This is a genomic window from Faecalicoccus acidiformans, from assembly GCF_014202635.1.
Classification (GTDB): Bacteria; Bacillota_I; Bacilli_A; order Erysipelotrichales; family Erysipelotrichaceae; genus Faecalicoccus; species Faecalicoccus acidiformans.
Genome location: NZ_JACHHD010000002.1, coordinates 43326 through 70126, shown reverse-complemented (window position 1 = coordinate 70126; position 26801 = coordinate 43326). Strand labels below are relative to the sequence as shown.

Annotated in this window: 26 protein-coding genes, 1 tRNA gene and 1 other annotated feature; of the genes, 20 read left to right on the top strand and 7 right to left on the bottom strand. The window is 41.4% G+C overall.

All coding sequences use genetic code 11. The features are described from left to right. Positions 1-30: 30 nt before the first annotated feature. Positions 31-2205 carry an anaerobic ribonucleoside-triphosphate reductase gene (nrdD, locus tag HNQ43_RS01315; protein ID WP_183374024.1) on the bottom strand — a complete coding sequence of 725 codons (2175 nt, stop codon included), beginning with the start codon at positions 2203-2205 and terminating at the stop codon, positions 31-33. 381 nt (positions 2206-2586) lie between these two features. Then, positions 2587-2828, top strand: a binding site (T-box leader). A gap of 53 nt (positions 2829-2881) precedes the next feature. On the opposite strand from nrdD, the gene HNQ43_RS01310 reads away from it, so the two are divergent. From HNQ43_RS01310 to gpmI, 5 genes are all read left to right on the top strand, one after another. Further along, the gene (locus HNQ43_RS01310) at positions 2882-4591 is read left to right on the top strand and encodes a carbon starvation CstA family protein (RefSeq protein WP_183374022.1); all 1710 of its coding nucleotides are present in this window, start codon (positions 2882-2884) and stop codon (positions 4589-4591) included. A 144-nt stretch (positions 4592-4735) separates the two neighbouring features. Further along, positions 4736-5518, top strand: a complete 783-nt coding sequence (locus HNQ43_RS01305) for an alpha/beta hydrolase (RefSeq protein ID WP_183374020.1) — start codon at positions 4736-4738, stop codon at positions 5516-5518. Next, a complete protein-coding gene (gene nhaC / locus HNQ43_RS01300) occupies positions 5515-6942 on the top strand; it encodes a Na+/H+ antiporter NhaC (RefSeq protein WP_183374018.1) in 1428 nt (475 codons plus the stop codon). Before HNQ43_RS01305 ends, nhaC begins: the two co-directional genes overlap by 4 nt. Before the next feature lie 70 nt (positions 6943-7012). Next, complete coding sequence (locus HNQ43_RS01295; protein ID WP_183374016.1) at positions 7013-7771, top strand: glucose 1-dehydrogenase; 759 nt, start codon at positions 7013-7015, stop codon at positions 7769-7771. Between the two features lie 69 nt (positions 7772-7840). Continuing rightward, complete coding sequence (gene gpmI, locus HNQ43_RS01290; RefSeq protein ID WP_183374014.1) at positions 7841-9418, top strand: 2,3-bisphosphoglycerate-independent phosphoglycerate mutase; 1578 nt, start codon at positions 7841-7843, stop codon at positions 9416-9418. Positions 9419-9499: 81 nt separating this feature from the next. Here gpmI and HNQ43_RS01285 read toward each other — a convergent pair whose 3' ends face one another. Continuing rightward, complete coding sequence (locus HNQ43_RS01285; protein WP_183374012.1) at positions 9500-10753, bottom strand: peptidoglycan bridge formation glycyltransferase FemA/FemB family protein; 1254 nt, start codon at positions 10751-10753, stop codon at positions 9500-9502. Between the two features lie 135 nt (positions 10754-10888). On the opposite strand from HNQ43_RS01285, the gene HNQ43_RS01280 reads away from it, so the two are divergent. Together HNQ43_RS01280 and HNQ43_RS01275 are read left to right on the top strand one after the other, a co-directional pair. After that, entirely contained in the window at positions 10889-11575 is a 687-nt protein-coding gene (locus HNQ43_RS01280) for a response regulator transcription factor (RefSeq protein WP_183374010.1), read from the top strand. Then, positions 11568-12956, top strand: a complete 1389-nt coding sequence (locus tag HNQ43_RS01275) for a sensor histidine kinase (RefSeq protein ID WP_183374008.1) — start codon at positions 11568-11570, stop codon at positions 12954-12956. The genes HNQ43_RS01280 and HNQ43_RS01275 overlap by 8 nt, the downstream gene beginning before the upstream one ends. Here HNQ43_RS01275 and HNQ43_RS01270 read toward each other — a convergent pair. Further along, positions 12953-13924, bottom strand: coding sequence for a hypothetical protein (locus HNQ43_RS01270; RefSeq protein WP_183374006.1), 972 nt, complete (start codon positions 13922-13924; stop codon positions 12953-12955). The genes HNQ43_RS01275 and HNQ43_RS01270 overlap by 4 nt on opposite strands. Before the next feature lie 31 nt (positions 13925-13955). Between HNQ43_RS01270 and HNQ43_RS01265 the strand changes: the two genes are divergently transcribed. From HNQ43_RS01265 to HNQ43_RS01255, 3 genes are all read left to right on the top strand, one after another. Then, positions 13956-14321 carry a thioesterase family protein gene (locus tag HNQ43_RS01265; RefSeq protein WP_183374004.1) on the top strand — a complete coding sequence of 122 codons (366 nt, stop codon included), beginning with the start codon at positions 13956-13958 and terminating at the stop codon, positions 14319-14321. Positions 14322-14401: 80 nt separating this feature from the next. Next, positions 14402-15595, top strand: coding sequence for an FprA family A-type flavoprotein (locus HNQ43_RS01260; protein ID WP_183374002.1), 1194 nt, complete (start codon positions 14402-14404; stop codon positions 15593-15595). 111 nt (positions 15596-15706) lie between these two features. Further along, positions 15707-15783: transfer RNA gene (locus HNQ43_RS01255), tRNA-Pro, on the top strand. 136 nt (positions 15784-15919) lie between these two features. Here the strand turns inward: HNQ43_RS01255 and HNQ43_RS01250 are convergent. The 4 genes from HNQ43_RS01250 to HNQ43_RS01235 form a co-directional block, all read right to left on the bottom strand. Beyond that, on the bottom strand, positions 15920-16468 hold the full coding sequence (locus HNQ43_RS01250; RefSeq protein ID WP_183374000.1) for a flavodoxin domain-containing protein: 549 nt from the start codon (positions 16466-16468) through the stop codon (positions 15920-15922). Positions 16469-16727: 259 nt separating this feature from the next. Continuing rightward, positions 16728-18413 (bottom strand): putative glycoside hydrolase, encoded by a 1686-nt coding sequence (locus HNQ43_RS01245; RefSeq protein WP_244957009.1) that lies wholly within the window; start codon positions 18411-18413, stop codon positions 16728-16730. A gap of 55 nt (positions 18414-18468) precedes the next feature. Further along, entirely contained in the window at positions 18469-18879 is a 411-nt protein-coding gene (locus tag HNQ43_RS01240; protein ID WP_183373996.1) for a VanZ family protein, read from the bottom strand. Next, entirely contained in the window at positions 18863-19381 is a 519-nt protein-coding gene (locus HNQ43_RS01235; RefSeq protein ID WP_183373994.1) for an HAD domain-containing protein, read from the bottom strand. The genes HNQ43_RS01240 and HNQ43_RS01235 overlap by 17 nt, the downstream gene beginning before the upstream one ends. A gap of 85 nt (positions 19382-19466) precedes the next feature. Here HNQ43_RS01235 and rapZ point away from each other — a divergent pair, with 85 nt between their 5' ends. The 10 genes from rapZ to asnS all read left to right on the top strand — a co-directional run bounded on the left by rapZ (position 19467) and on the right by asnS (position 26799). Next, positions 19467-20327 (top strand): RNase adapter RapZ, encoded by an 861-nt coding sequence (gene rapZ, locus HNQ43_RS01230; protein WP_183373992.1) that lies wholly within the window; start codon positions 19467-19469, stop codon positions 20325-20327. Then, positions 20324-21271, top strand: a complete 948-nt coding sequence (locus HNQ43_RS01225) for a gluconeogenesis factor YvcK family protein (protein WP_183373990.1) — start codon at positions 20324-20326, stop codon at positions 21269-21271. Before rapZ ends, HNQ43_RS01225 begins: the two co-directional genes overlap by 4 nt. Positions 21272-21346: 75 nt before the next feature. Then, a complete protein-coding gene (gene whiA, locus HNQ43_RS01220; RefSeq protein WP_183373988.1) occupies positions 21347-22294 on the top strand; it encodes a DNA-binding protein WhiA in 948 nt (315 codons plus the stop codon). Next, positions 22287-22817, top strand: a complete 531-nt coding sequence (locus tag HNQ43_RS01215; protein ID WP_183373986.1) for a hypothetical protein — start codon at positions 22287-22289, stop codon at positions 22815-22817. The genes whiA and HNQ43_RS01215 overlap by 8 nt, the downstream gene beginning before the upstream one ends. After that, a complete protein-coding gene (locus HNQ43_RS01210; protein ID WP_239461031.1) occupies positions 22814-23176 on the top strand; it encodes a NusG domain II-containing protein in 363 nt (120 codons plus the stop codon). The genes HNQ43_RS01215 and HNQ43_RS01210 overlap by 4 nt, the downstream gene beginning before the upstream one ends. Then, positions 23173-23673: a Gx transporter family protein gene (locus tag HNQ43_RS01205; protein WP_183373984.1), complete on the top strand. Its 501-nt coding sequence runs from the start codon at positions 23173-23175 to the stop codon at positions 23671-23673. Before HNQ43_RS01210 ends, HNQ43_RS01205 begins: the two co-directional genes overlap by 4 nt. Further along, positions 23670-23924 (top strand): TIGR03905 family TSCPD domain-containing protein, encoded by a 255-nt coding sequence (locus HNQ43_RS01200; protein ID WP_183373982.1) that lies wholly within the window; start codon positions 23670-23672, stop codon positions 23922-23924. The genes HNQ43_RS01205 and HNQ43_RS01200 overlap by 4 nt, the downstream gene beginning before the upstream one ends. After that, the gene (locus HNQ43_RS01195; protein ID WP_183373980.1) at positions 23917-24561 is read left to right on the top strand and encodes a hypothetical protein; all 645 of its coding nucleotides are present in this window, start codon (positions 23917-23919) and stop codon (positions 24559-24561) included. The genes HNQ43_RS01200 and HNQ43_RS01195 overlap by 8 nt, the downstream gene beginning before the upstream one ends. A gap of 26 nt (positions 24562-24587) precedes the next feature. After that, entirely contained in the window at positions 24588-25235 is a 648-nt protein-coding gene (locus HNQ43_RS01190) for a redox-sensing transcriptional repressor Rex (RefSeq protein ID WP_183373979.1), read from the top strand. Between the two features lie 205 nt (positions 25236-25440). After that, a complete protein-coding gene (gene asnS / locus HNQ43_RS01185) occupies positions 25441-26799 on the top strand; it encodes an asparagine--tRNA ligase (protein WP_183373978.1) in 1359 nt (452 codons plus the stop codon). Positions 26800-26801 lie beyond the last annotated feature (2 nt).

The window sequence follows — 26801 nt, the reverse complement described above, 5'->3', positions numbered from 1 at the left end:
TGCGAAAAAAAGAGAGAACCTCTCTCTTTTTTATAGATGTAATACACGTTCCTTGATTTCTTGGGTACGTCCCTGATTCCAGAATTGCGTTCCGATATATCCGCAAGTACGACGTGCGACATTCATCTTTTCCTGGTCGCGGTTTTTACAATTTGGACATTCCCAGACTAATTTATGATTTTCATCTTCCACGATTTGGATCTCGCCGCTATAACCGCAAACCTGACAATAATCGCTCTTAGTATTCAGTTCAGCGTACATGATGTTATCGTAGATATGTTCCATCAAAGCCAAAACGGCCGGAATGTTGTTTTCCATATTAGGGACTTCAACATAGCTGATTGCTCCGCCTGGAGATAACTTCTGGAACTGCGATTCAAAAGTCAGTTTATCAAAAGCATTGATTTCTTCTGTAACATGTACATGGTAGCTGTTTGTGATATAGTTCTTGTCTGTGACTTTAGGAATGATGCCAAAACGATCTTGAAGCTTCTTGGCAAACTTATAAGTTGTTGATTCCATCGGAGTTCCGTAAAGAGAGAAATCCATGTTGTTTTCTTTCTTCCATTTAGCACAGGCGTCATTTAAATACTGCATAACCTTTAGGCCGAAAGAGGTGCCCGGTTCTTCTGTGTGCGGAACGCCCGTCATATACTGAACGCATTCACATAAGCCGGCATACCCTAATGAAATCGTGGAATATCCGCCGTAAAGCAGCTTGTCAATGGTTTCGCCTTTTTCTAGACGAGCTAAAGCACCATCTTGCCAAAGAATCGGCGCTACATCGCTTGGAGTTCCTTTCAAGCGGTTGTGGCGGCACATCAAAGCGCGATAACATAAGTCAAGACGTTCGTCCATGATTTGCCAGAAACGTTTTTCGTCTCCTTTAGACGAGCAGGCTACGTCTACTAGATTGATCGTAACGACACCTTGATTAAAGCGTCCATAATATTTTGGATTGCCGTTTTCATCTACATAAGGGGTTAAGAATGAGCGGCATCCCATACATGGATAACATTGTCCGTTTCCGTTTTGGTCCACTTTTAATTTCAGCATCATCTTTTCGGAGATGTAATCTGGGACCATGCGTTTTGCGGTACATTTGGCTGCCAATTCTGTCAGATAATAGTATTCGCTTCCTTTTCGGATATTATCTTCTTCCAAGACGTAGATCAGTTTTGGGAAGGCAGGAGTGATCCATACGCCTTTTTCGTTTTTTACGCCCTGCATACGCTGTTTCAAAACTTCTTCAATGATCAAAGCCAAGTCGTCGCGCGTCTGGCCTTCTGGAACTTCGTTTAAGTACATGAAGACGGTCACGAAAGGGGCTTGTCCATTAGTTGTCATCAAAGTGATGACTTGGTATTGGATCATTTGGACGCCTTTTTCAATTTCGCGGCGTACACGCATCTCTGCAATCTGGTTGATCTTGTTTTCGTCGACATCCATATTCATGGCGACAAATTCGTCTTTGACTTCACGTCGTGCCTTTTCGCGGCTGACTTGCACAAAAGGAGCGAGGTGAGACAGGGTGATGCTTTGTCCGCCATATTGGCTGCTGGCAACTTGTGCGATGATCTGCGTAGCAATATTGCAGGCAGTTGAAAAACTGTGAGGTTTTTCGATCATTGTCTCAGAAATGACGGTTCCATTTTGTAACATATCTTCCAGGTTGACTAAGCAGCAGTTATGCATGTGCTGAGCAAAATAGTCTGAATCATGGAAATGGATCAAACCTTGTTCATGAGCTTCGATGATATCTTGCGGCAGCAAGAAACGTTTTGTGATGTCTTTAGAAACTTCTCCGGCCATATAATCGCGTTGAACGCTGTTCACCAAAGGGTTTTTGTTTGAGTTTTCCTGTTTTACCTCTTCGTTATTTCTTTCCAGCAAGCTCAAAATTTGCTGGTCAGTGGAATTGGCTTTACGAACCAAGGCTCTTTCGTAACGATAAGTGATATAGTTGTGCGCCACCGCAAAGTATTGTTCTTTCATGATGGCTGTTTCGACCATATCTTGGATCTCTTCGACGCTTGGACTGCGGTTCATGGATTCGCATTGACCCTCAACGCTCTTTGAGATCCTTAAAATTGTTGCTTCGCTCATTTGGGAATGGGAAGTTGCTTTGTTGGCTTTTCGAATCGCGTTTTCGATTTTTTGGACATCAAAAGTAACTTCTTCGCCGCTTCGTTTGATAACTTTCATATTGTATTGCTCCTTTTCTTTATTGAAATAGTTGAAGGTTCAACTATTTTTTTCGATGTACTTCTAAGTATACGTTTTTTTGATGAAAAAACAAGAGCCAGTTTGGTCCGCTTTTTTGAAAATCCCATAAGTAAAGGGAGATGGTGAAAAAGAAATTTTTCACGTGTTAAAATGTACAAATTCAACTCTTTAAGAATAAAAACTTGTACTGTAATTATAAGTTATGGCTTTGATTCTTGTCAGTCGATTTGCTCAAAAGGAAAAGAATAATTGATTTTCAGAAGCGATGAATAACGATGAAAAATTTTCATGAAAAAGAATGAATTTATTTCAAAAAAGACTTGATTTTCATTTTCTTTAGAGATACTATTTATTCACATTCAATAAGCAATGAGCAAGATACGGTGCTTGTGTTACACCCCTGAAAGAGAGCGCTGGATGGTGGAAACAGTGCAGGAAGGAAATAAAGCATTATCCCTTGTGAGCTGGTTTTTTGAACGATCTTCTAGTAAAAAAATCCGTTTGTCCTGCGTTAAAGGAACTCATATTGTTGGATATGAGAAAGGGGCAGTTTGATGGCTGCAAACTAAGTGGTACCGCGAAGCAAAGTTTTCGTCTTAGTGACGGGAACTTTTTTTGTTTGTTGGATGAAGAGTAAGAGAGTGAGGAAGAGAGTATGAATGGATTAGCCTTATTAGGAATCACGATCGTGATTCTGGTGGCGGCTTATCTGACCTATGGCCGATATCTGGTCAAAACTTGGGGGATCGATGCGAAAGCAAAGACGCCGGCTGTGCGAAAAGACGACGGTACAGATTTTGTTCCGAGCAACAAATGGTCTGTCTTTGCTCATCAGTTTTCATCGATTGCCGGAGCTGGACCTGTAACCGGACCGGTTATGGCGTTGGTTTTCGGATGGTTGCCTGCTTTTTTATGGATTGTTGTAGGAGGGATTTTCTTTGGGGCTGTACAAGACTTCGGTTCCTTGTATGCTTCTGTTAAAAACGATGGAAAATCCATGGGACAAATCATTGAAGACTACATTGGGAAAACAGGAAGAAAATTATTCTTTATTTTTGCCTGGTTGTTCACACTGATCGTTATTGCTGCTTTTGCGGATATGGTTGCCGGCTCTTTCAACGGATTTAATGCGGAAGGACAAGCTTTAGCACCGAGTGCTTCGGCCGGATCGATCTCAATCTTATATGTTTTCGTGGCCATGGCCTTTGGCTACTTCTTAAAGAAGGTAAAATGGGAAGGTTGGAAAAAAGTAGTTTTAGGTATTGCGTTGATCGTAGCCATGTTGGCATTAGGTATCGCGTTCCCATTGTATTTGACAAAACAGACTTGGATCTATCTGGTATTTATCTATATTTTCTTTGCGAGCATCACGCCGATGTGGCTCTTGAAGCAGCCTCGTGACTATTTGACTACATTCTTGTTCGTTGCGATGATCGCAGCTGCTGTATTAGGTGTTTTCATCAGCAATCCGACCATTACGACACCGGCTTTCACAGGATTTGTTTCCAGCACGGGAAGCTATCTGTTCCCAACCTTGTTTGTAACGATCGCTTGTGGAGCCGTCAGCGGATTCCATTCTTTGGTGTCCAGTGAAACCAGCTCTAAACAGATTGAAAATGAATCGGATATGTTGCAGGTTGGTTACGGCAGTATGTTATTGGAGTCTTTGTTGGCTGTATTGGTTATTGTTGTAGTAGGATCTTTGACCAATTTAAGCGAAACTGGCGTATTGAATGAAACTCTTTCCGGGATGGCTTTGGCAGAAGGAGCTACTCCGTTTACACAGTTCTCTGTCGGTGTTACCGGTTTGTTGTCTTCTTTTGGATTCCCGCAGGAATGGGGACTTTGTATCATGACGATGTTTGTATCGGCTTTGGCATTGACTTCGCTGGATGCGGTAGCTCGTATTTCTCGTATGTCTTTCCAGGAATTCTTTGAAGTGACAGACGGCAGTGAACCAAGCAGTGTTGTGAAGTTCTTGACGAATAAATATGTCGCAACGGTAATCAGTTTGCTTGGCGGATACTTGTTGAGCATTGGAGGATACAATAACATCTGGCCATTGTTTGGAAGTGCCAACCAGTTGTTGGCGGCCATGGTATTGATCACTTTGTCTGTATTCTTAAAAGTGACCGGAAGAAAAGGATTCATGTTGTATGTGCCGATGACGTTGATGTTGATCATCACAATGACCAGCTTATTGATGTCCATCTATAACATTTGTATGAAGTTATTTGTGACTGGAGGCTTTGTCTTCCTGACAGATGGTCTGCAGCTGATCGTTGCGATCTTATTAGTTCTGCTGGGCCTGATGATTACTTTAGGTTCTGGCAAGAAACTTGTACAAGCAAAAGAAAAAGCATAGAACATTTCAGGATCTCTGTAAAAGGAGATCCTTTTTTTGCACAGTCATATGTACACAGAATATAAACACATATTCACGAAATGTTGACAATAATTACGGCTAGGCTTAAAATAAAACATATTTTTAGAAATGAAGGTACTCAGTATGGAAAAATATGTCGAACTGAACAGTCAAGGAAATGTACTGCGAGGAATGATGCATATTCCTGACGGGATATCTGGTCCAGTTCCGTTTGTGATCTTATTTCATGGTTTTCAAGATGACCGAAATGAGATCAACTTTGTACATACAGAACTTTCTCGCCGGCTGTGTCTGGCGGGTATTGGATCGGTGCGTTTTGATTTTCTGGGAAGCGGGGAAAGCGATGGAACATTTTCGGATATCACGGTATCGAAAGAGATCCAAAACGGAATCGATATTTTGGATTATGTTTTAAATCTGGACTTTGTGGACGCAAATCGTGTTGCCTTGCACGGACTCTCCCTTGGAGGGTGCGTTGCCAGCATGGTGGCGGGTTTGCGAAAAGAGAGTGTCTGTGCTTTGAGCTTGTGGTGTCCGGCGCTGGATCTTGTCTATAATCTGAAAAATAAAATGCTTTGCGGTATGGATGTTTCAGATATTGACCAGAAAGGATATGCCGATGTAGAAGGGCTGCGTCTCAGTTTGGATTTTTATGAGGATTGTTTAAGGTTAGATCCGTATCGCATCGCAAGCCAATACGATGGACCGGTCAATCTTGTGCATGGCGATCAGGACATTACGGCAAGTCCAGAGGTATCTTATCATTTAAAAGAGATCTATCAGGAGCGTGCCAAGTTGACAATTGTCGAGGGTGCGGAACATCGGTTTTTATCGATGGATTACCGTAAGGCTCGGATGGACAGTGCTCTTGAATTCTTAGGAAGCAGATTGGGGGAATCAAAATGAAAAGAGAAAAGAAAAAACCGACAACAGCCTTTGCGTTAGGATCGTTTTTATTGATCATTGCCGTTTTGGTCGTACTGATCAATCTGGGAGTCAATACGACGGTTTCCATTTTTATTGGAGCTGTGGTTGCGGTAGGGATCGCCTTGGCCTTGGGAATCTCCTGGGATGAGATCGAGAGTACAATCAAACAAGTGATTGCCGACAGTACACCTACCTTTCTGATCGTCATCATGGTTGGAATGCTTGTAGGAATCTGGATGGCCGGAGGGACAGTGCCGGCATTGATGTATTATGGCATGAAGTTGATCTCGCCTTCGATTTTAGTTCCCCTGGCATTTATTCTATCGAGCATCACCTCTATTTTTACCGGGACTTCTTTTGGTTCTGTAGCGACGATGGGACTTGCGATGGTCGGAATAGCGATGACAACGGATTTATCGATTCCGTTAGTAGTCGGGGCGGTAGTTTCAGGAGCATGGCTGGGTGATAAAATGTCACCTTTATCGGATACGACTAATATGGCTAGCGGCGTCAGCAAGGTGCCGCTGTATGATCATATTGGCTCAATGATGTATACAACTTTACCAGCGGCTGCTGTGGCGATAGTATTATTCGCCATTGCCGGATTTGCTTCTGGAGGCGGAAGTATGGATGCCAGTCAATCTCAGCTGATCATGACAACGCTGGAAAACAACTTCAATATGAGTCTTATCTTGATCGTGCCGGCCATTCTGGTGCTTTTGGTGTCGGTATTCAAGATGCCGGCCATCTTGGGAATGGGATTGACTGTCATTGTCAGTGCCGGGTTTGCGATGTTGTTTCAAGGTGTTGGGTTTGTTGAATTGATGAACTATGCTTTTAATGGCTTTAGTATTGAAACGGGTGTATCCATTGTCGATCCGATGCTCAATCGCGGCGGCGTTACCAGCATGATGGAACTTTTAGGGATCTTCATGGTGGCCTCAGTGATGGGAGCAGTCATAACCTCAACCGGAATTTTGGATGTGATTGCCAAAAATGTATTATTGCGGTTTATTAAAAATCGCGTAATCCTAGTTTTTACATCTTTAGTGTATTGTTACATTGTCAATTTTCTGGCAGCTGGCGGACAGATCGTCTCCATCATTGTTACAGAACAGACGTTTGAAGAAACTTATGATCGGATGGGCATCCATCGAAAAGTGCTGTCGCGGACTTTAGAGGACGCCGGAACCTTAAGTGCTCCTATTGTTCCTTGGGGAGTCGCTACGATCTATGTTATGAGTGTGTTGAGCGTCGATGCCTCTTATATTCCATATTGTTGGTTTATCTTCCTGGTCCCTGTCTTCTCGATCTTATGTGCCGTAACGGGAATTGGAATTTGGAATACAAAAGGGGAAAAGATGTGGGGGAAAAACAAAGCGGAAGCTTCTCCGATAGAATAGAAAAGTGCTGAGCAGCACTTTTTTTCTTGCCTGAAATCTTTGATATAATATAGGTAACGGAGGTCATACTATGCGATTAGAAGGAAAATCAATTGTTGTAACTGGTGCAAGTTCCGGAATGGGGAAAGCCATCGTGGAACGTTTTGTCAAAGAAGGCGCCTATGTCGTGGCCGTGGCCAGAAGATATCAAAGACTGGAAGCGTTAAAAGAAAGCTTAAAAGAAGAGCCTGGAAAGATTGTAATTTTCCAAGGAGATGTTTCCAAACGGGAAGATAATGAAAAAATGATCGATTTGGCTGTTTCTGAATTTGGTAAATTGGATGTCCTGGTCAATAATGCCGGAATCATGGATGATATGTCCGGCATCAAGGATGCGACAGATGAAAAATATGAACAGGTCATGAAAGTCAATGTTTATGGACCTATGTGTGCTATGCGAAAGGCCGTCTCTGTTTTTAAAGAACAAGGAAACGGCGGTAACATTATCAATGTTGCCAGTGTTGGCGGCATGCGTTCGGTTGCGGGTGTGATCTACTGCGCCAGCAAAGCTGCCGTTTTATCTATGACGAAAAATACTGCTTTTATGTATTCTCCAGACAAGATTCGTTGTAACGCCATTGCGCCTGGCGGAATTCAGACAGAGATCAGCCATTCCATGGGAATGCCTAATATGGAAGGTTATGGTCGGGTACAGAAAGTTCTGGCAGCTGCGCCTGAACCAGGAATGCCTGAAGACATTGCCAATGCTGCTCTCTTTTTGGCCAGTGATGAATCTTCCTATGTCAGCGGCGATACATTGATCGTAGATGGAGGATGGATCGCTGGTTAGTCTTATCGAATTCGTTGAATTCGGCCCTTGTTAGTGGTATATTAAGAACGATAAAATGGAGGAACATTTATGAACAAAAGACCTGTGATCCTAGTGGTAATGGATGGTGTCGGCATCAATAAAAGCGACTTTGGAAATGCCGTAGCCTTAGCGAATAAACCAACATTGGATAAGTTATGGAATGAGTGCCCGCACACACAACTTCGTGCTCATGGTTTGGCAGTGGGTCTGCCTAGTGATGGAGATATGGGAAACTCAGAAGTTGGACACAACGCAATCGGTTGTGGACAGATCTATTCTCAAGGAGCAAAATTAGTCAACGAGAATATTGAGACCAAGGAAATTTTTGAATCCAAGACTTGGAAAGAGCTGGCAGAAAATGCCAAAGGGCATAAGATGCACTTTATCGGATTGTTGAGTGATGGAAATGTACACTCTCATATCAATCATTTAAAAGCATTGATTGCGCAGGCTAAAGAAGAAGGAATTACAGAAGTTCGTGTGCATGCTTTGCTGGACGGACGTGACGTGCCGGAAACAAGTGCTTTGACCTATGTGGATGACATTGAATCTTTCATGGAAGGCTTGAACGATGATACTTTCCATGCTTGCATCGCCAGCGGTGGTGGACGTATGCAGATTACCATGGACCGTTATGAAGCTAACTGGGGAATGGTGGAACAAGGATGGCATATCCATGTCATGGGCGAAGGCCGTCAATTTGAAAATGCTACGCAAGCTATCGAAACGTATCGTGAGGAGTTAGGCGTGATCGATCAGGATCTTCCTGGATTTGTCATTGCCAAAGATGGACAGCCTGTCGGCACGATCGATGATGGTGACAGTGTGATCTTATTCAACTTCCGCGGGGATCGTGCGCAAGAACTGTCTTTAGCTTTTGATGGAGATGAAAGCTTTGATAAATTTGATCGCGTTAAAAATCCAAAGGTAATGTATGCGGGTATGCTGCAGTACGATGCGGATTTGGATATTCCTCACAAGTATTTAACCGAACCGCCAAAAATAAAATATACTTTGACAGAAGAATTATGCAAACATGGCATCAAGGAATATGCAATCTCTGAAACCCAGAAATATGGACACGTTACTTATTTCTGGAACGGGAACCGCTCAGAAAAATTTGACGAATCTTTAGAAACTTATGTAGAGATTCCTAGTGATGTTATTCCTTTTGAACAGCGTCCATGGATGAAATCGGCAGAAATCACGGATCAATTAATTGAAGCAATCGAAAGCGGTAAATATGATTTCCTCCGCACGAATTATCCAAATGGGGATATGGTAGGTCATACCGGAAGTTTACCGGCAACGATCATTGGTGTGGAATCGGTTGATTTAGCTTTGGCTCGTTTGATTAAAGCAGTCGATAAAGTAAACGGGATCTTGTTGGTTACAGCTGACCACGGAAATGCGGATGAAATGTACGATAAGCCAAAAAAAGAAGGGGCTCCGATCAAATCTAAAACATCGCATACATTGAATCGCGTTCCATTTATCGTATATGGTGCTGATGTAACATTGAAACAGGATGATTCTTTAGGATTATCAAATATTGCCAGTACCGTGGCTGATCTGCTAGGAGTAGCACCTAACGAACACTGGAACGAAAGCATTATTGAAAAGTAAAACTTGAAATGAAAAGCGGAATTCTTAATTTATAAGAGCCGCTTTTTATTATGAGATGAAAAAAGTCGGAAATCATTCCGACTAAATGGCTTTATGAATTTTCTTGTGAAGTTTGTAAAGGATTGGATGAATGACCAGATGATAGCGCCCGATCAGTTCGACTACTTGTGCATTGAATCCTCGTTTAAAATCAAAGACTCCATATCCATCTTGGCCTTTTTCAAAATAACCACTGATTCCATACATATTGTAGAAATCATATCCTTCGTAAATGGCTTCCTGAATCATATGCCATTGAATTGCATATGGACCTCTGTAAATCCGATACTTGTAATCAGAACCGCTGAACAGATAAACGATTTGACGGCCGAATTTAATAAACATTGAGGCTGCAAGCGGGAGTTCATTTCCGAATTGAGCTTTCAAATTTTCTATATTCTCTTCTTTTCGAAGAAGTCCTTCATAGTATTCTTGTGCAGCTTTTAAACGACGCTGTTTCTTTTTTGAATTTGGTGCTTTTTCAAGAAATTCCTGTAGTTCTTCAACTTCAGCTTGGGTTTTTTTCCGTTCCTTGAGAACAGTGTCTGTATAAACCTCCAAATCCAGATATGCGTAAAGAGTTTTTAAATGCTCAGGGCCATAATGTTTTGCCATGGTTTGATAATAAGATATCGATTTTGTTTCAAAATGATGCCGTTCACCAGCTTCTTGTTCCATATGATCTAGTAAAGGCAATTCATCAATGGAAAGTTCTCTGATCTTGACTCCAAACTTTTGAGCGTTTCGAATATCATTTCGAGTTTGTGTGGAAAACTCAGAAAAAATCGTTTCTGCGTCTTTATTTCGTAAATCAATGACTGACATCCAACGGCATTGATGATCGGTGTCATATCCTTGTACATTTGGCATCTGCAAAAAACCGGCAGTAATCAGATTGTCAATGATGATTTGATTGTTTAGCCCGTCTTTCACGATGGCACCATTTTTATCTCGCTGATGGTAGATGATATTGGGATCGATTTCCAGATAGATCACTTTTTTCTTTTTTAGATAAGAACGTAATGCGCTAACAAAATCTGCCAGGGTCTTGGAGTCTGAATAGTCGATGAAAAAGCCGCGAGGAACGTAAGCATAATAAAAATATCTCAAAAGATGAGTGGTGCAGACCATCGCGCATGCTTTGATCTTGTCTTGATCGATACCTTGTATAAATTCAACATTCCAACCTTCATCAATCAATTTATCTGCAGCATAGGATGATTGTAAAAAATCGACGTTCCGTTGTTGATTGATAAACTTAATATATTCTTCTTTTGATAAGGCTCGTAATTCCATTCGTTATCACCGTAATCATTATGCAAAAAAATAGAATTGAAATCAAGAAAAAACAAATGAACAGACTTTACATGAATTTTACGGAAGGTGGCTTGTATCTATGATAAAATAAGAATGTTGAAAAGAGGAATATCGATGACACATATCTGTATCGTAGAAGATGATGACAGTATTCGCCAATTGTTAAAACTCACATTGGAGAATTTTCAATATGAAATAACGGATTTCGATAATGGAGAAGATGCCTACCAGTATTTGCTCGATAATAAAGTGGATTTGGCAATCTTGGATTTGATGCTTCCTAGAATGAATGGGTATGATATCTTGAAGCAGATTCGCCAAAATAAACTTAATAGAGAGACACCCGTTATCATTCTGAGTGCAAAAGATCAAGAAGTAGACAAGATCTTAGGATTAGATCTTGGCGCAGATGATTATATGACAAAACCATTTAGTGTTTTGGAGCTGGCCGCCCGGATTCGAACTTTATTGCGCAGAACACATAAAGAAACCAATAAACTGGATTTGGGTATTCTTCATATCGATGTAGACCAGAGAATCGTCCATGTCGAAGATAAAGTGGTGGAACTCACGTACAAAGAATTTGAATTGTTGCGATATTTGGCAACTAATAGCGGTCGTGCTATTTCCCGAGAAGAACTCCTGAATCAAGTATGGGGATATGATTTTGTGGGAGAAACAAGAACTTTGGATGTGCATATCAATTCATTGCGAAAAAAATTAGGACCGACGGGAAGAAATTATATTAAATCGGTTCGCCAGCTGGGTTATCGTTTAAGTGTGGGGGATCAAGATGCGTAAAAAGATCATTCACTCTTTTATGATAACTTTTTTGATTTCCTTTTTTTTGGCATTCGGGATCTTATATTCGGTTTTGTACATGGTATTTTTAGAAAACCAAAGAGATGAACAGTTCCAAGAATTGGGAATCATTGAAACGATGCATCAAGCCGATATGGAATCTTTAGGTGAATATTTGAATGAACTGGATTCCCGGATGACAATCATCGAAAAAGATGGAGATGTGATTTACGACAACCAGGTCGATTTGATCACAGAAAATCATATGCAAAGAGAAGAGATCCAGCAGGCCTTACAATATGGTCAAGGAAGTTCAATTCGGTATTCGTCAACAACGCATACGAATTACTTATATACCGCGATCATGAATGAAGAAACGCAGGAGATCTATCGTTTGGCAATACCGTTTGCAGGGATAACTCAATCGGCATTTGTACTGATGCCCAGCTTTATTGTTGCTTTTTTTGTGGCTCTTTGTACCGTCTGGTTTATGTCGAAAAAGATGGCAACTTCGATTGTAGAACCGTTTCAGAAGATTTCCTCTACGATTTGGACAACGCGTATCGGAAAAGAGAAGATCGTATTTGATGATTCGTATTATCCAGAGTTATCAGAAATTACAGAATCTATTGTGAATATGAATGAAGAGATCCATGATAACCTGGAACAGCTTGAAAAAGAAAAAGGGATCCGCCAGGAGTTCTTCGCGAATGCATCGCATGAATTGAAGACTCCGTTGACCTCAATCATGGGCTATACAGAGTTATTGCGAACGCATGCCATACAAGATCCTGCCCAAGTGGATCGTTGTCTGGATCATGTGATCAAAGAAAGTCGTCATATGACGCAATTGATCAACGATATCTTAATGATTTCCAAGCTGGAAAGCGAAGATTATCAAGTGCAGTTTACGCATGTCAAAGTCAAGGATGTCCTGAAAGCTTTGATTGAACGTTTCCATGTACAGATCGATTCAATGAATATCGATTTAACGCTTGATTGTGAAGATATTGTAGTCTATGCCAATCGCAATCATATAGAAACGATCTTCGAGAATCTTATAAGCAATGCCATTAAGTATAATGTGTATGACGGCACGATTCGAATCGATTGTCATGTCAAAGATCAAGAGATGGTATTTTCTGTGAAGGACACAGGAATCGGAGTGTCTAAAGCCGATCAGGAACGGATTTTCCAGCGGTTTTACCGCGTTGATAAGCAACGTTCGAAAGTCATATCGGGAACGGGTCTGGGATTATCGATCGTGAAGCATTTAGTGCAATTTTATGATGGAAGGATCCAACTTCAAAGTGAAGAAGAAAAAGGAACAACGATTACGTTATTCCTTCCGATTGTCGTGAAAAATGTACCTGAGAATTAAGCCTTGATTAAAGGTTTTAAACTGAACCAGATCCCAAAATAACGGATCAAATCAACTAGAACAAACAAGATATAGACGCGGATCGGATAATCGCCAGAAGTGACATATCCGATAAAAGTCGGCAGATACGCGCATAAGGCAATAGCTTCTGCCAAGATACAGCCCAAAACGATACGCTTACTGTAAGGGTGATCATAGTATAAAAAGAATACTGGAACAGTCCAGATCACCGCGCTGACGATGGAAAGGATAAAGATATCTTTTGTCGCAAAAACAGTCTGCAGATCGTTGCTGACAAAAAAGCTGGAAAAAATCTGCACTGCGATTGGAAAGAGCATTAAGCTGCCATAGATGCAGATTCCCAATCGAACAGAAACCTGAGGAAATGTATAGGGCTCATCTTCATATTCAGGCTCTTCTGGTTTGGCTTTTACAGGGCGAGAATCTGAAGAAGGTTTTTGTATTGGTTGAAAGATCTCATCTTCATCTTCTTTATAATCTTCATCTATTTCTAAAACGTGATCGAAGTAGACACGGCACCAAGAGTTGGAACTTAAAGAGTTTCCTAAAGCATAGAGTATGATCAGTTTGACGAGCATGCATCCAATCAGTGCTGCATATGTAAAGAAATGACTCATATCATTGATGAGATAATAGCCAGGTAAAATAATCAATGCCAGTTCGAACACAAAACAGATCCAATAGAAAACCCGAAAAATCTTGGATCCTCCAGCCAGCATCAAAAATAGTATCAAGTAAAGCAGCAGTTGTCCGGCACTTAGGATCAGCAAAAAGAAAGAAGAGATCTGGGTTTGGTCAATCGCAAAAAAATCTCTGTGCAAAAGAAAATAAACTGCAATAAAATAACCTGTCAATAGAATGTATGTAAAGATGAGGCGAGACCATACATGTGAGCGGGCCTTGCGATAGATCGTAGCATCATCTTGTTGATAATTTATTCTTGTCATGTTAAAAGTATTATATGAAAAGGAGAATCTAATGTCAAAAACCATCACGATTCAACGAACTGTTGAAAAAAAACATACAGCTATAGAGATGAAAAGCGGATCTCTGGAAGTCTTGGCAACTCCTCAGATGATTGCCTGGATGGAAGAAGCCAGTTGTCAGCTTCTGGAACTGGAACCGGGAATGACGAGCGTGGGAACCAGAATGAATGTTTCTCATGACAAAGCAAGTCCTGTGGGAGCTCAAATCGAGATCCAGTCTACCTTGGTGAAGCAAGAAAATCGGAAACTTGTTTTCTATGTAGAAGCATACCAAGAGGGCACATGTATTGGCAAAGGAGATCACGAACGCTTTATAGTGAACAGTGAAAAATTTTTAAAGAGGACTTATGGAAATTAAGTTCTTTTTTTACAGGCTTTTAGTTTGAAAAAGTAAAAAAAAAACGTACAATGTTGATGAATACAGAGGAGGAATCTTAAATGTATAGTATTCGTGAAGTAGCCCCTAATATGTATTGGGTCGGCGCCAGTGATCATCGGCTGCAATTGTTTGAAAACATTCATCCGATCCCACGTGGTGTTTCATACAATGCATATGTCGTGTTAGATGAGAAAAATGTTTTACTGGATACGGTAGATTGGGCAGTGTGTCCGCAATTCTTAGAAAATTTGGAAGCTGTTCTCCAAGGAAGAAACTTAGATGCGATCGTGATCCATCATGTGGAACCTGACCACTTGGCCAGCTTAGGAGAAGTGTTGTTGCGATATCCTTCGGCAACAGTCTATGCATCGGCCAAAGCGATTGAAATGATTGGTCATTTCGGCTTTGAATTGAATGGCAAGGCTCAACCAGTCAAAGAAGGAGATACTTTGTCTACTGGAACTCATGAATTTCATTTTGTGGCAGCTCCTATGGTCCATTGGCCAGAGGTTATGGTGAGCTATGAAAGCCAGACCAAGACTTTATTCTCGGCGGATGCCTTTGGAACATTTGGCGCTTTGGATGGAAAGCTGTTCAATGACGAAGTTGATTTCGATCGTGATTGGATCGATGATGCCCGTCGTTATTATACGAACATCGTGGGCAAATATGGCCCTCAAACTTTGAACCTTTTAAAGAAAGCTTCAAATCTGGATATCCAGAGAATCTGTCCGCTGCATGGACCGGTATGGCGAAACAATTTCGAATACTTTATTGATAAACATCAACATTGGGCTTCTTATACGCCGGAGGTACAAGGTGTTTTGATCGTTTATGCATCGATTTATGGACATACCGAAAGTGCTGCGCAAGCACTGGCTTCTAAATTGGTTCAAGCCGGCATCACAAAAGTGGCAGTATATGATGTATCTAATACAGATCCGTCTTATTTGGTGGCAGAAGCATTTAAATATTCACATATTGTTTTAGCTTCCAGCACATATAATGGAACGATGTTTCCAAAAATGCAGGATTTCTTAGAACATTTAAAGATGTTAAATTTACAGAAGCGTACAATTGCACTGGTTGAGAATGGATCTTGGGCAAGTACTGCCGGCAATATGATGAGAAAAACACTGGAAGGAATGAAAGAGATGACGATTCTGGAATCTGGTGTTAAGATGATGAGCTCCTTGCGAGAAGAGGCTCCATTGGATCAATTGGTAAAAAACATCCAGGAAACTATGAAGTAGAACTCAGAAGCATTCGCTATAGCGTCTGCTTCTTTTTTTTATCTCTTTTAAAAAAAAGAGTTGAGAAAGAAACAGAATCGCGGTATATTTAATTCGCACGACAAAACGCAACGGGATGTAGCACAGCTTGGTAGTGCGCTTCGTTCGGGACGAAGAGGTCGCAGGTTCAAATCCTGTCATCCCGACCAGAAAATGACGCCAATTCAAAAAAATGGCGTAAAGAAAACTCCTGAGCTTTTAGGAGTTTTTATTTTTATAGGGAAAGCATTAAATCATGTGTTTGGTTAAAGCATGGTGATATGGCTGATGATTTTAGGATCTGTTTTAATGCTCTGTTCCTGCTTTTTTGATTTCATCGATAATCGGTTCCAGGGTGCTAAAGTCGATATAACTCACTTGCTTGCCATAAGTTTCTATGAGTGCTCGATTCTCTTCAGTTTGTTTTTCAAGAGGTATTTTTCGCAAGGATCGATATAACAGTTTCATGATGGTCCTATGACCAAAAGAGAGCTTTTGATAATCGATTCCGCCGCGAAGATGAAAAAGTTTTGCTTGGTCAAGCAGCTTTGAAGGAAGCTGCTTTTGAAGAGAAGTGCGGATATTATGCTGGTTTTCGGGATCGTTTGGATCTGCCAGGCCTACTGTGACAAGGATTAACTTTTGTCCATCCTGAATAGAAAAGTGGCGCAGCGTTTTCGTCAGTCCCAGAACACCGCCGGCATACAATCCGCCTAGATAGATGATGACTTTTTTATCAGAAAGGTTTGGCGCATTTTTGTAGCTGAGTGCAGGGATCTTCGTTTGTTCAGACAACTTTTCTGCATAAGAGCGTGTGCTTCCATACTGACTGCCATAAATAATAATATGTTCCATACTTGTCTCCTTTTTTATATCCGCTAGCGAATAAGCAATGAGCAACAAAACATGATATGAAATGATCGTTCCATCTTTCTTTGCGATATTGCGACTATTGTCATGTTCTTATCTATTATATAGAAGGCAAGAGGTAGTAACTATCCGCTTTTGCTTAAATCTATGTAAAATAGTGCTGGTAGATTTAAAAGGGGATCAAATTACAGGACAGGATGATAAAAATAACCAGATGATTTTGATTTTCATCTGGTTATTTGTACTATTCGATATATCCTTCTTTATTCGTATCCAAACTATCGGGAGCCCCAAATCCATACCATACCATATAACCTGAATAGCCGGTTTCATCAATCGCTTTGATTTGATCTTCGATTTGTTGCGGAGTTAAATCTCCATATCCTTGGATCCAGGAGCGGTAGACAGGAGGATCGTCGATTTCTGAAAGCTCTTTTTCAGCGAGTTCGGTATAACGGGCCAAGACCTCACCAGGATCTGAAGACGGATCGTAGATTCCTAAAGCACCGGCTGAGAAATGATCGGAATAAGGCATTGGGCATATCACGTCAACACAGTTGGCCATTGCCAAGAAAAATTGTCCAATGTCCTGGTCATCTTGCGCTGCCAGCGGCCATGCGAAGACATCCGCTGCCACATAGACTTCATAAGGTTCCAATTCATCACTGGCATACTGTAAGAATCCTTGCAAGGCAGCTGTCTTGCTCTCATTGTAAGTGTTCTTCAGATCCAGTTGATCCGATTTTGAAACCAATCCATCCGGGAAACGGACATAGTCAAACTGAATCTCATTAATGCCGGTTGAAGCAATTTCTTTGGCAATATCTACATTGTACATCCAGGCCTTTCGCGAATAAGCGCTAGGCCAGTATTCATTGTTATGCATGATCAGCTGTCCGCTTGTATCTGTGATCGATTCTTCTGTGTTTTGCGATGCGAAAAGAACATCTTTAAAAGTTACGATACGGCCAATCATATAATATCCGGCATCCTGAAATTCCTCGATAAGATCTTGGAGTTCATCCAGTGAACAAAGAGAATCTTGAAGAGCTTCCTCGGGATCTTTTAAATAATCATTCAAGACTTCGCTTTGATACCAGACATATCCGCTGTCGCCTTTGAGTTCGACAACATATGCATTGATGCCGGTTTCTTTTGAGAGATTCAGATAGTAATCTTTATATTTGATCAGATACTCTAAAGAAACATGGACTGCATTGCAGTTTTCCGGCATCGGATTGTTTTCATAGTTATGATTTTTTGTCGGTTTGTAATCAATCTGAGTAAGAAAGGCATCTTTTGAATATCCTTCTCCATAGTATTCATCCCAATAAGTAGAATAGGTAATGTTTTCGACCCACGTTTTTGTTGCCAAATCTTCTGATGTTTCTACATATTTTCCATTGAGCCAGTATTCCTTCCCGTCTTTTTCAACTTTATACCAGGCAATCTCACCCGTTTGGGTATCTAAATCGTCCGGGTCTATTTGAACGACACGAACTTCTTCCCCCTTTTTCACGATTTCTTCGGACAGGGTTCCGTCTTTTTTCTCGCGAAGATTGACTAGACGGCGAGGATATACATTGTCGATGACAAGACATTCTTCTACAGAATCTTTTAGATAAGAGTTATCCAAAGTGATCAAAGTGCCTTCATAACGAAAACTAGATTGATCCTCTTCAACCTCTTCGATTTGTACCTTCGTCCCCCGAGGAATCTCGACCACGGTTTCATCGATCTCTCCGTTTACAATATAAGGAACACGGACCTCTAAAACGTTTCCGGCACTGTTTATATATTTTGTCGGATGGATCTTTCCGTAGATGAGGGAGCCTAAAGTGAAGAAAAGGGCGCAAATCAAAATGAATGCACCGATAAAAAATAAGGCTTTTCTAGGGGAATTAAGGCGTTTTAAGATTCTATTCATCATCAAAAACATATCATAAGTGACAAAAAAAAGTCAATTTTGGCTCAAAATTGACTAATCATCCCCACTTTTTTATAAAAATTAAGGAAACTAAAATACCAATGCCGGCTCCGGTACTATCCAGAAGCACATCGGCAAATTGACCTGCACGTCCCGCAATGAAGAGCTGATGGATCTCATCACTGCATGAATAGAGAAAACAAAAGATCCATGTGAGCCAAAAACAAGAAGAAAGCCGGACGCCAAAAGGAAGGATTGCTCGAAATAAGCAGAAACCTAACGCCGCATAGATTGAGAAGTGCGCAAGTTTTCGAACAACAAATTGGGTGTGTTCGTGGAAGAGCCATTCAAACAAAGGCTGAAAAAAAGAGCTTTTTTCCAGAGAACTTGATGAAGTATCGTGAGAGAACCAAAAGATCATGACCATGATCACGATACTCAATAGAAGCCATTTATTGATTTTGGACATGTTGGATCTCTAACAATGTACAAGCGATATGATAATCTTCTTCATTGAAACAGTTTTGTGTATGAATGGCATGAAAAGGAAAAGCTTTGGTCATGTCCTGATCATCGATGACAAGATATTGTTTGATGTCATGATCTTCGATATACTCCCGGATCACATCCTGGCGAGGGGTTCGTTTTTTTGTGATTCCTACAAAAGCATCTTCCATGTGCAGGATCTTGAACAAGTAATAGAGCTCTTGATGGGTATATACCATTCTCCAGGAGCTGGTCAAGACGATATGGGCATCAAAGCGGGACACCAGAGCAGCAATCAAAGAACAAGCCTTCTGATCGAAGCCATAGTAAATATGATTGGTGAAATAAGGACTCAGATCCAAAAAATGTGGATCCATATATTCTTCTGCCAGTTTTTTATTCAAATCCATATCAAAATGAGCGGTCGTTTTGGATCGTTGAGGATGTAAAACGCCATCAATATCTAAGAACAATACAGGATGCATAGGGTTCCTCCTCTTTGTCATTTTATCGTATTGCCTCGGTTCGGGCAACGAATTATGATACAATTAGAAACATGGAGGGATCCCAATGAATCGTAAAATCGTTTTGGTGACAGGAATGTCAGGAGCTGGCAAATCTAGTGCAATGAACGCCTTGGAAGATATGGGGTATTACTGTATCGATAATTTTCCTAAAGAGCTCTTGCCTCAGCTTGATGAGCTTTTAGATACACGATCATCACAATATCCTTATGTGGCCTTGTCGGTCAGCGCTTTAGATTATTTGGATTTTGTGACCTACTTCAAGAATTTGACGGAGCCGATTTCAATCGTATTTTTAGATTGCAGCAATGAAGAACTGTTGCTTCGATATCGATTTACGCGCCGGCATCATCCTATGATTGCTTCCAATAAAGCGACAACTCTGGAAGAAGCCATCGAGATCGAACGCGATTTGTTTGATCATCTGCAGGAAAGTGCAGGAAATACGATCCATATTGATACGACCAAGTTATCATCGGCATCGCTGGCCAAACGGATCCGGCATCGGTTTCAAAAGTTTCAGTCGAGTCCCTTTACGATCACTTTTCAATCCTTTGGATTTAAACATGGAGTGCCTATGGATGCGGATATGGTGATCGATGTCCGCTTTTTACCCAATCCGTTTTATGAGCCGGCTCTGCGTGAAAAGACAGGAAATCAAAAAGAAGTCTATGACTATGTGATGGAAAAACCAGAGACTCAAGATTTTATTCGTCGCTTAAAAGAGTATGTTGATTTTGTTTTTACCAGTTATGATGCACAGAACAAAAGCCATATGATCGTAGCGATTGGCTGTACGGGGGGACAGCATCGTTCTGTCAGCATATGTAACTGGCTGTACGATACATATAAAGAAAAATATACTTGTTTTAAATCGCATCGGGATATAGGGGTGGATGAAGTATGAAAAATATCGTTGTGATTGGCGGAGGAACGGGTCTTTCCAGCATGCTGATGGGAATGAAAAAAATTGAAAATGTGAATCTGACTGCCATCGTGACAGTGGCAGACGATGGCGGAAGCACAGGCCGGATCCGAGATATCTACAATGTCCCGGCGGTCGGAGATATTCGCCACGTTCTTTGCGCAATGGCTACCGATGATGAAGATCATCTTTTTAGTGATTTGATGAACTATCGCTTTGAAGGCAAAAAGGATATCGGCGGACATAATTTGGGAAATTTGATTTTTTTGGCATTGATGAATCTGACCGGCTCCTTTATCGGGGCCATTCAGGCCATTAGTAAAGTTTTGAAAGTCAACGGAACCATTCTTCCCAGTACACTGGATATTGTTACGCTCTATGCGATGATGAAAGACGGAACCTTGGTGCGCGGAGAGAAAAATATCCCCACAGTATCCAATAGTATTGATCATGTTTTTTATCAAAAGAAAGTCACACCTTATCTTCCCGCGATTCAAGCTATTGAAGAAGCGGACCTTTTGATCTATGGGATTGGATCTTTGTATACATCGATCATGCCGAATTTGATCATTCAGGAGATATCCGAAGCAATTCAAAAGACAACTTGTCCGCATATTTATTTCTGCAATGCGATGAGCCAGCCTGGGGAAACGGACAATTACAGCATGGAAGATCATATTCGCGCCATCGAGAAACATTCATTTGCCCATCCCGTGGATCGAGTGATCGTGGATCAGAGTTATATTCCGCAGTCGATTTTAGATCGATATGCCAAGATGGGGTCTTATCCGATTCAGGTAAAAGAACAACATCATGATTATCAGATCTTGTCTCGTAATTTGATCTATTTTGATGAAAAGGGACGTATTCGTCATGATCCGCAAGCAGTTAAACAAGTCGCAGAAGAAATATTACGAACTTTATAGTCTGTCAATTGACAGGCTTTTTCTACATTCTTTGAGAATTCATGGTATGATTAGGAACAGTTAAGGAGGATGTGGATGTCATTTACTTCAGAGACAAAGCAGCAGATCTGTTATGAAAAACTGGACGAGAAGAGCGGCAGAGCCCAGCTTTGTGCTTTATTGCAGATGCGGGCTTCATTGCATATGAACTGGCAAGGCATGTATCTTTCTTTTCAGATAGAGAATGCGACGATTGCTAAACATGTTTTTCAGTTGATGAAATCTCTTTATCAGGTCGATCCCAGGTTATCCGTCTTAAAAAAGATGCAGCTGAAAAAAAATAACATCTATCGTCTTCAAGTGTATGAGAAAACAAAAGAGATTCTTTCGGATTTGATGATTTTAACAGATACAGGTTTGCATTTTTCACCACCTGCCATTTATACACGATCCCAAGCCAATGCGCGTGCCTATCTTCAAGGCTGCTTTTTGGCCGGAGGAAGTATCAACGACCCCAAGACGACAAATTACCATTTGGAAATCGCAACCCACGAAGAACAGATGGCCAAGGGAATCCAGAAACTGATGCAGCGATTCTATCTTCCAGCCAAGATGATCGTTCGAAAAAATACCTATGTAGTCTATTTGAAAGCAGGCGATAAAATTGCAGATTTTCTACGCTTATGCAATGCATCTCAAGCGCTGTTCGATTTTGAAGATTCACGGATCCAGCGAGATTTCTACAACAATCTCAAACGCCTGGATAATTGCGAACTCGCTAATGAGATGAAAACCTTAAAAGCGGCTCAGGAACAATTGAATTATATTGAAGTTTTAGAAAAAAATGCGCGAAAGATTAAAATCTCAGAGAAAATACGGCATGTCATGGAGATTCGAAAACGTTTCCCGGAAGCGAATATGAATGAGTTGTGTGAACAGTGTTATTTGGAATATGGGGAAATTATATCGAAATCCGGCATGAAACATCGTCTCAATAAAATCAAAGAATTGGCAAAGCCGCTGATGGAGGAAGAGCATGCGTAAATGGATAGGATTGGTATTGGGGCTGGTATTGCTGACGGGATGCTCAAGACCTGTCTTGCAAAGACAGACATTTACTGTGGAATTAGGACAGGATGTCTATGCCAATGCGGCTCTTTATATTAAAAATGCCGAAAATTATGAAACCGATCAGATGGAAGTTGAGGCATTGAGCCCGGGTGTGGTGAAAAAAGAAAATCGATTTATATCGAAAAATCTTGATTATCTGGTTGTTGGGGAATATGATTTTACGATCCATACCGGACAGGAGGATCTAGATTTTAAGATTGCGATCAAAGATACGCAACCGCCAACGATTGATTCCTATCAGCAAGAGATCACCATCTCCAGAGGAGAAGTCATTGACTGGTCTCGTTATTTTGAAGCCAGTGATCTAAATGGAGTTTCATTTTCAGTTGAAAGCGACTTAGATACTTCCCAGGCAGGGGAGAAAGAGGTCACGGTACGAATACAGGATCGATTTGGAAATGCGGTTGAACGCTCGGTTAAGGTGATCGTACAATGAGTTTGACGAAAGCGGATAAGATGGTCATTGTTGCCTTGATGATCCTAGCTTTGGGTTTATTGATTCCATTATTTAACAATGCCCCCCAAAGCAATCTTGCGAAAGTCTATGTCAAAGATAGCGAAGTCTTGTCGATCGATCTGTCTCAAGATTCTTCTTATACGGTGGAGGGGACCAATGGAGAAGTCAAAATCGAAGTCAAGGACCATCAGATTCGTGTGACACAGGAAAACAGTCCGCATCACTTGTGTTCCAAACAAGGCTTTGTCTCGGATCCTAATACACCCATTGTCTGTTTGCCCAACGAGACGGTGGTTCGGATCGAAGGCGGTGCACAACAGGATACGATGATTCAATGAAAGTACAAAAAACGGTTGAGCTGGCTTTTCTGATGGGGGCCGGTATCGTATTGCAGATTACAGAAAGCTTCTTACCTGTCAGTTGGATCTTGCCGGGATTCAAAATCGGTTTTGCGAATATCACCGGACTCTTCGCTTTGCAGATGTATGGAATTTCTGCTATGTGGCTGGTCAATTTGGGTCGTGTCTTCTTGGCTTGTTTGTGTCAAGGGACTTTGTTTTCAGTGACCTTTTGGATCTCTTTGGCAGGCGCTCTTTTATCGATGGCAGGAATGTCCATAGCATATCGGATGAAGTGTTTTTCAGTCTTTGGCGTCAGTGTGGTAGGAGCATCGATGCATAGTGTTGGGCAAGTTTTGATGGTTACGTGGATCTATCAGCAGTATTTTATGCAGCTGTTTTTGCCGGTCTTGCTGGCGTTGTCGATTGTCAGCGGACTTTGCACCGGCGGGTTGACGCAGCTTTTGATGAAAAGATGGAAAGGAAGAAATGTATGAATTATATCTATCGGCCACAGGGAGTTTGTTCCCGAGAATTTCATTTTGAAATTGAAGATGGAAAAGTCTTATCTTTTGAAGCCGTTGGCGGCTGCAACGGCAATTTAAAAGGAATCGGGCGTCTGATTCAAGGAAGAGATGTGCAGGAAGTCATCGAGGATTTAAACGGAGTTACTTGCGGACCAAAACCGACTTCTTGTCCGGATCAGATCGCAAAAGCTCTGGAGGCATATTGTAAAGAAAATGGCTGATCATTTTTTAGGCGCTTTACAGGCATTGGAAAGAAGAGCCCAAGATAATGTCTTGGTCTTTTCGGATGTGCTGACAGAGCGGTTGGATGCTTTAGCGGGATCGATGCTTGAGCAGCCGATTTCAACCAATGATTATTCAAAGACGCTGGAACTTTACTATCAAAAATATCAGCGGTTTGAAAATCAGGAAGGAATGATCTTCTGTGTTTTGCGGATGCAGCAGCTTGCGATGATCGTCAAAAAGAAGAAAAAACCTTCTTTTCAATATCAGGAGATCTCGCCCAAATTGGATGAACGAATCCAGCATTTTTTAAATAAGCATAAAGAAATGTATCAGAAATTGCGGGAAGACAGTTTGCGGATCTGGATCTTGACTTCGCTTGCCGGCGCAATTGGCTTGATGATTGTTTCCGTTTTGTTAGCCCATGTTCCTTTTATGATCGGCTGGCTGGCGGCGCTGGCTTTATGGATTGGTCTATTAGTCTATGGTTATTGTTTTAAGATTGAGAAGAATCTTGAAAAACAGATCGTCAGTCTCTATCCGAAATTAGATGATCTGCATGTTCTGTTAGACAAGTCGGCAATGAAAACAAAGAAAAAAGACTTGTTAACACCTTCACAAACTAAACAAAAGTGATACAATAGTCCTAAGAGGTGAACGATATGGTTTCAAAAAAAGTACCAAAGGCAACGCTTCAAAGATACCCGCTTTATTTAAAGGCATTGCGCCGACTCAAAAAGAACGGAACTACAAGGATCATGTCCAAGGAGTTATCCAGTTTTGTGGATATTGAATCCACTACGATCCGTCGCGATTTCTCCTTTTTAGGGAATCTAGGGAAACAAGGGTATGGCTATGATGTGGATAAACTGATTGAAATTTTCAATGCGGAACTAGGTGTCGATTTTGATGAGAAGATCATTTTGGTTGGAGCCGGGAACTTGGGCCGCGCTTTGATGAATTATAATAAATGGGATCATGTCGTAGGTGAGATTGCTTGTGCCTTTGATATGGATGAAGCGAAGGCGGGGGTCCATTTCGGGATCCAGGTCTATCCGATGACAGAATTGGAAGACAAAATTCCAGAAGGCTGTCATATTGCGATTTTGACGATATCACATCAAGTGCAAAAGACAGTGGATCGTCTGGTGACATGCGGCATCACAGGAATCGTTGATTTTACACACGAGCATTTTTTGGCCCCTAAAGGGGTTGCGGTCAAAGTCGTCGATGTGGTATCATCGATTCAAGAATTGGTCTTTTTGACCAACTCCATGGAATCAAAGGCTAAGAAACAGAAGACCGAATAAACGGTATGCCTAGAGAGTCCTCGGTGGTGAAAGAGGATGATACCTTTATTTCAGGCCAACAGCTGGGGAGCCGGACTGGAGAAACTAAGTAGACAGTCCCGCAGTCGTGCGTTACGCGAAAGAGTGCTGAAAAGAAAAAGGATGGTACCGCGGTTATTGATCGTTCCTAGAGATAGGGACGTTTTTTTATTAAGAGGAGGATAAAATGTTAGTCAAGAAATGCAAAGCTGAATATGCCTCATTAGATGGGCAGACCATTGAATTACAAGGTTGGGTGAGAACCAATCGAAATTCTAAAGCCTTAGGGTTTATTGAACTCAATGACGGTTCTTGTTTTGGCAATGTGCAAGTTGTCTATTATCAGGATTCGACACAAGATTATGAGACAGTTTCTAAGATTACTTTGGGATCTGCCATTGAGGTTCAGGGCGTTCTGGTTTGTACACCGGATTCAAAACAGCCTTTTGAGATCCAGGCCAAGACCATTCATGTCCTGGGAATGAGCGATCATACCTACCCGCTTCAAAAAAAGCGTCATAGTTTTGAATATATGCGTGAGATTCCGCATATTCGTCCAAGAGCGAATACATATTATGCGATCTTCCGCTTGCGCAGTGTCCTTTCTATGGCCATCCACACTTTCTTTCAAGAGAGAGGATTTGTCTATGTCCATACACCGATCATCACAGGAAATGACGCCGAAGGAGCCGGAGAATGTTTTACTGTGACAACGCGTCAGGATGATCATTATGAGGAGGATTTCTTCGGAAAACATGCACAGTTAACAGTTTCTGGGCAGCTGCATGTAGAACCGTTTGCCTTGACTTACCGAAACGTGTATACATTTGGGCCTACATTCCGTGCGGAAAATTCCAATACGACACGACATGCCAGTGAATTTTGGATGATCGAGCCAGAATTAGCGTTTGCGGATCTGAGCGACAATATGGACTGCATCGAAGAGATGATCAAATACTGCATTTCGTATTGCTTAGAACGTGCGCCTGAAGAAATGGCCTTCTTTGAGAAGATGATTGATAAAGACTGTATTCGTCGCATCAAGGCCGTTGCGGAATCTAGTTTTAAACGAATGACTTATACAGAAGCCATCGAACATTTAACAAAAGCGAAGGACCAGTTTGAAAATCAGGAAATCTACTGGGGAATGGATCTTCAAAGTGAACATGAGCGTTATATTTGTGAGAAGGTTGTTAACGGCCCGGTTTTCCTGATCGACTATCCTAAAGAGATCAAAGCGTTTTATATGCGCGTCAACGAGGATCAAAAAACGGTGGCCGCCTGCGATTTGCTGGTTCCTTATGTGGGAGAACTGGTTGGAGGATCGCAGCGTGAAGAGCGCTACGATGTCTTGGAAGCAAAGATCCAGGAGATGGGAATCTCGCAAGAAACGTTACAGTGGTATTTGGATCTTCGTCGTTTTGGCGGCTGCAAGCACAGCGGGTTTGGTTTAGGATTCGATCGAATGTTGATGTATTTGAGCGGCATCCAGAATATCCGCGACGTGCAGCCATATCCGCGCACGCCACGAAATCTAATCTTTTAAGT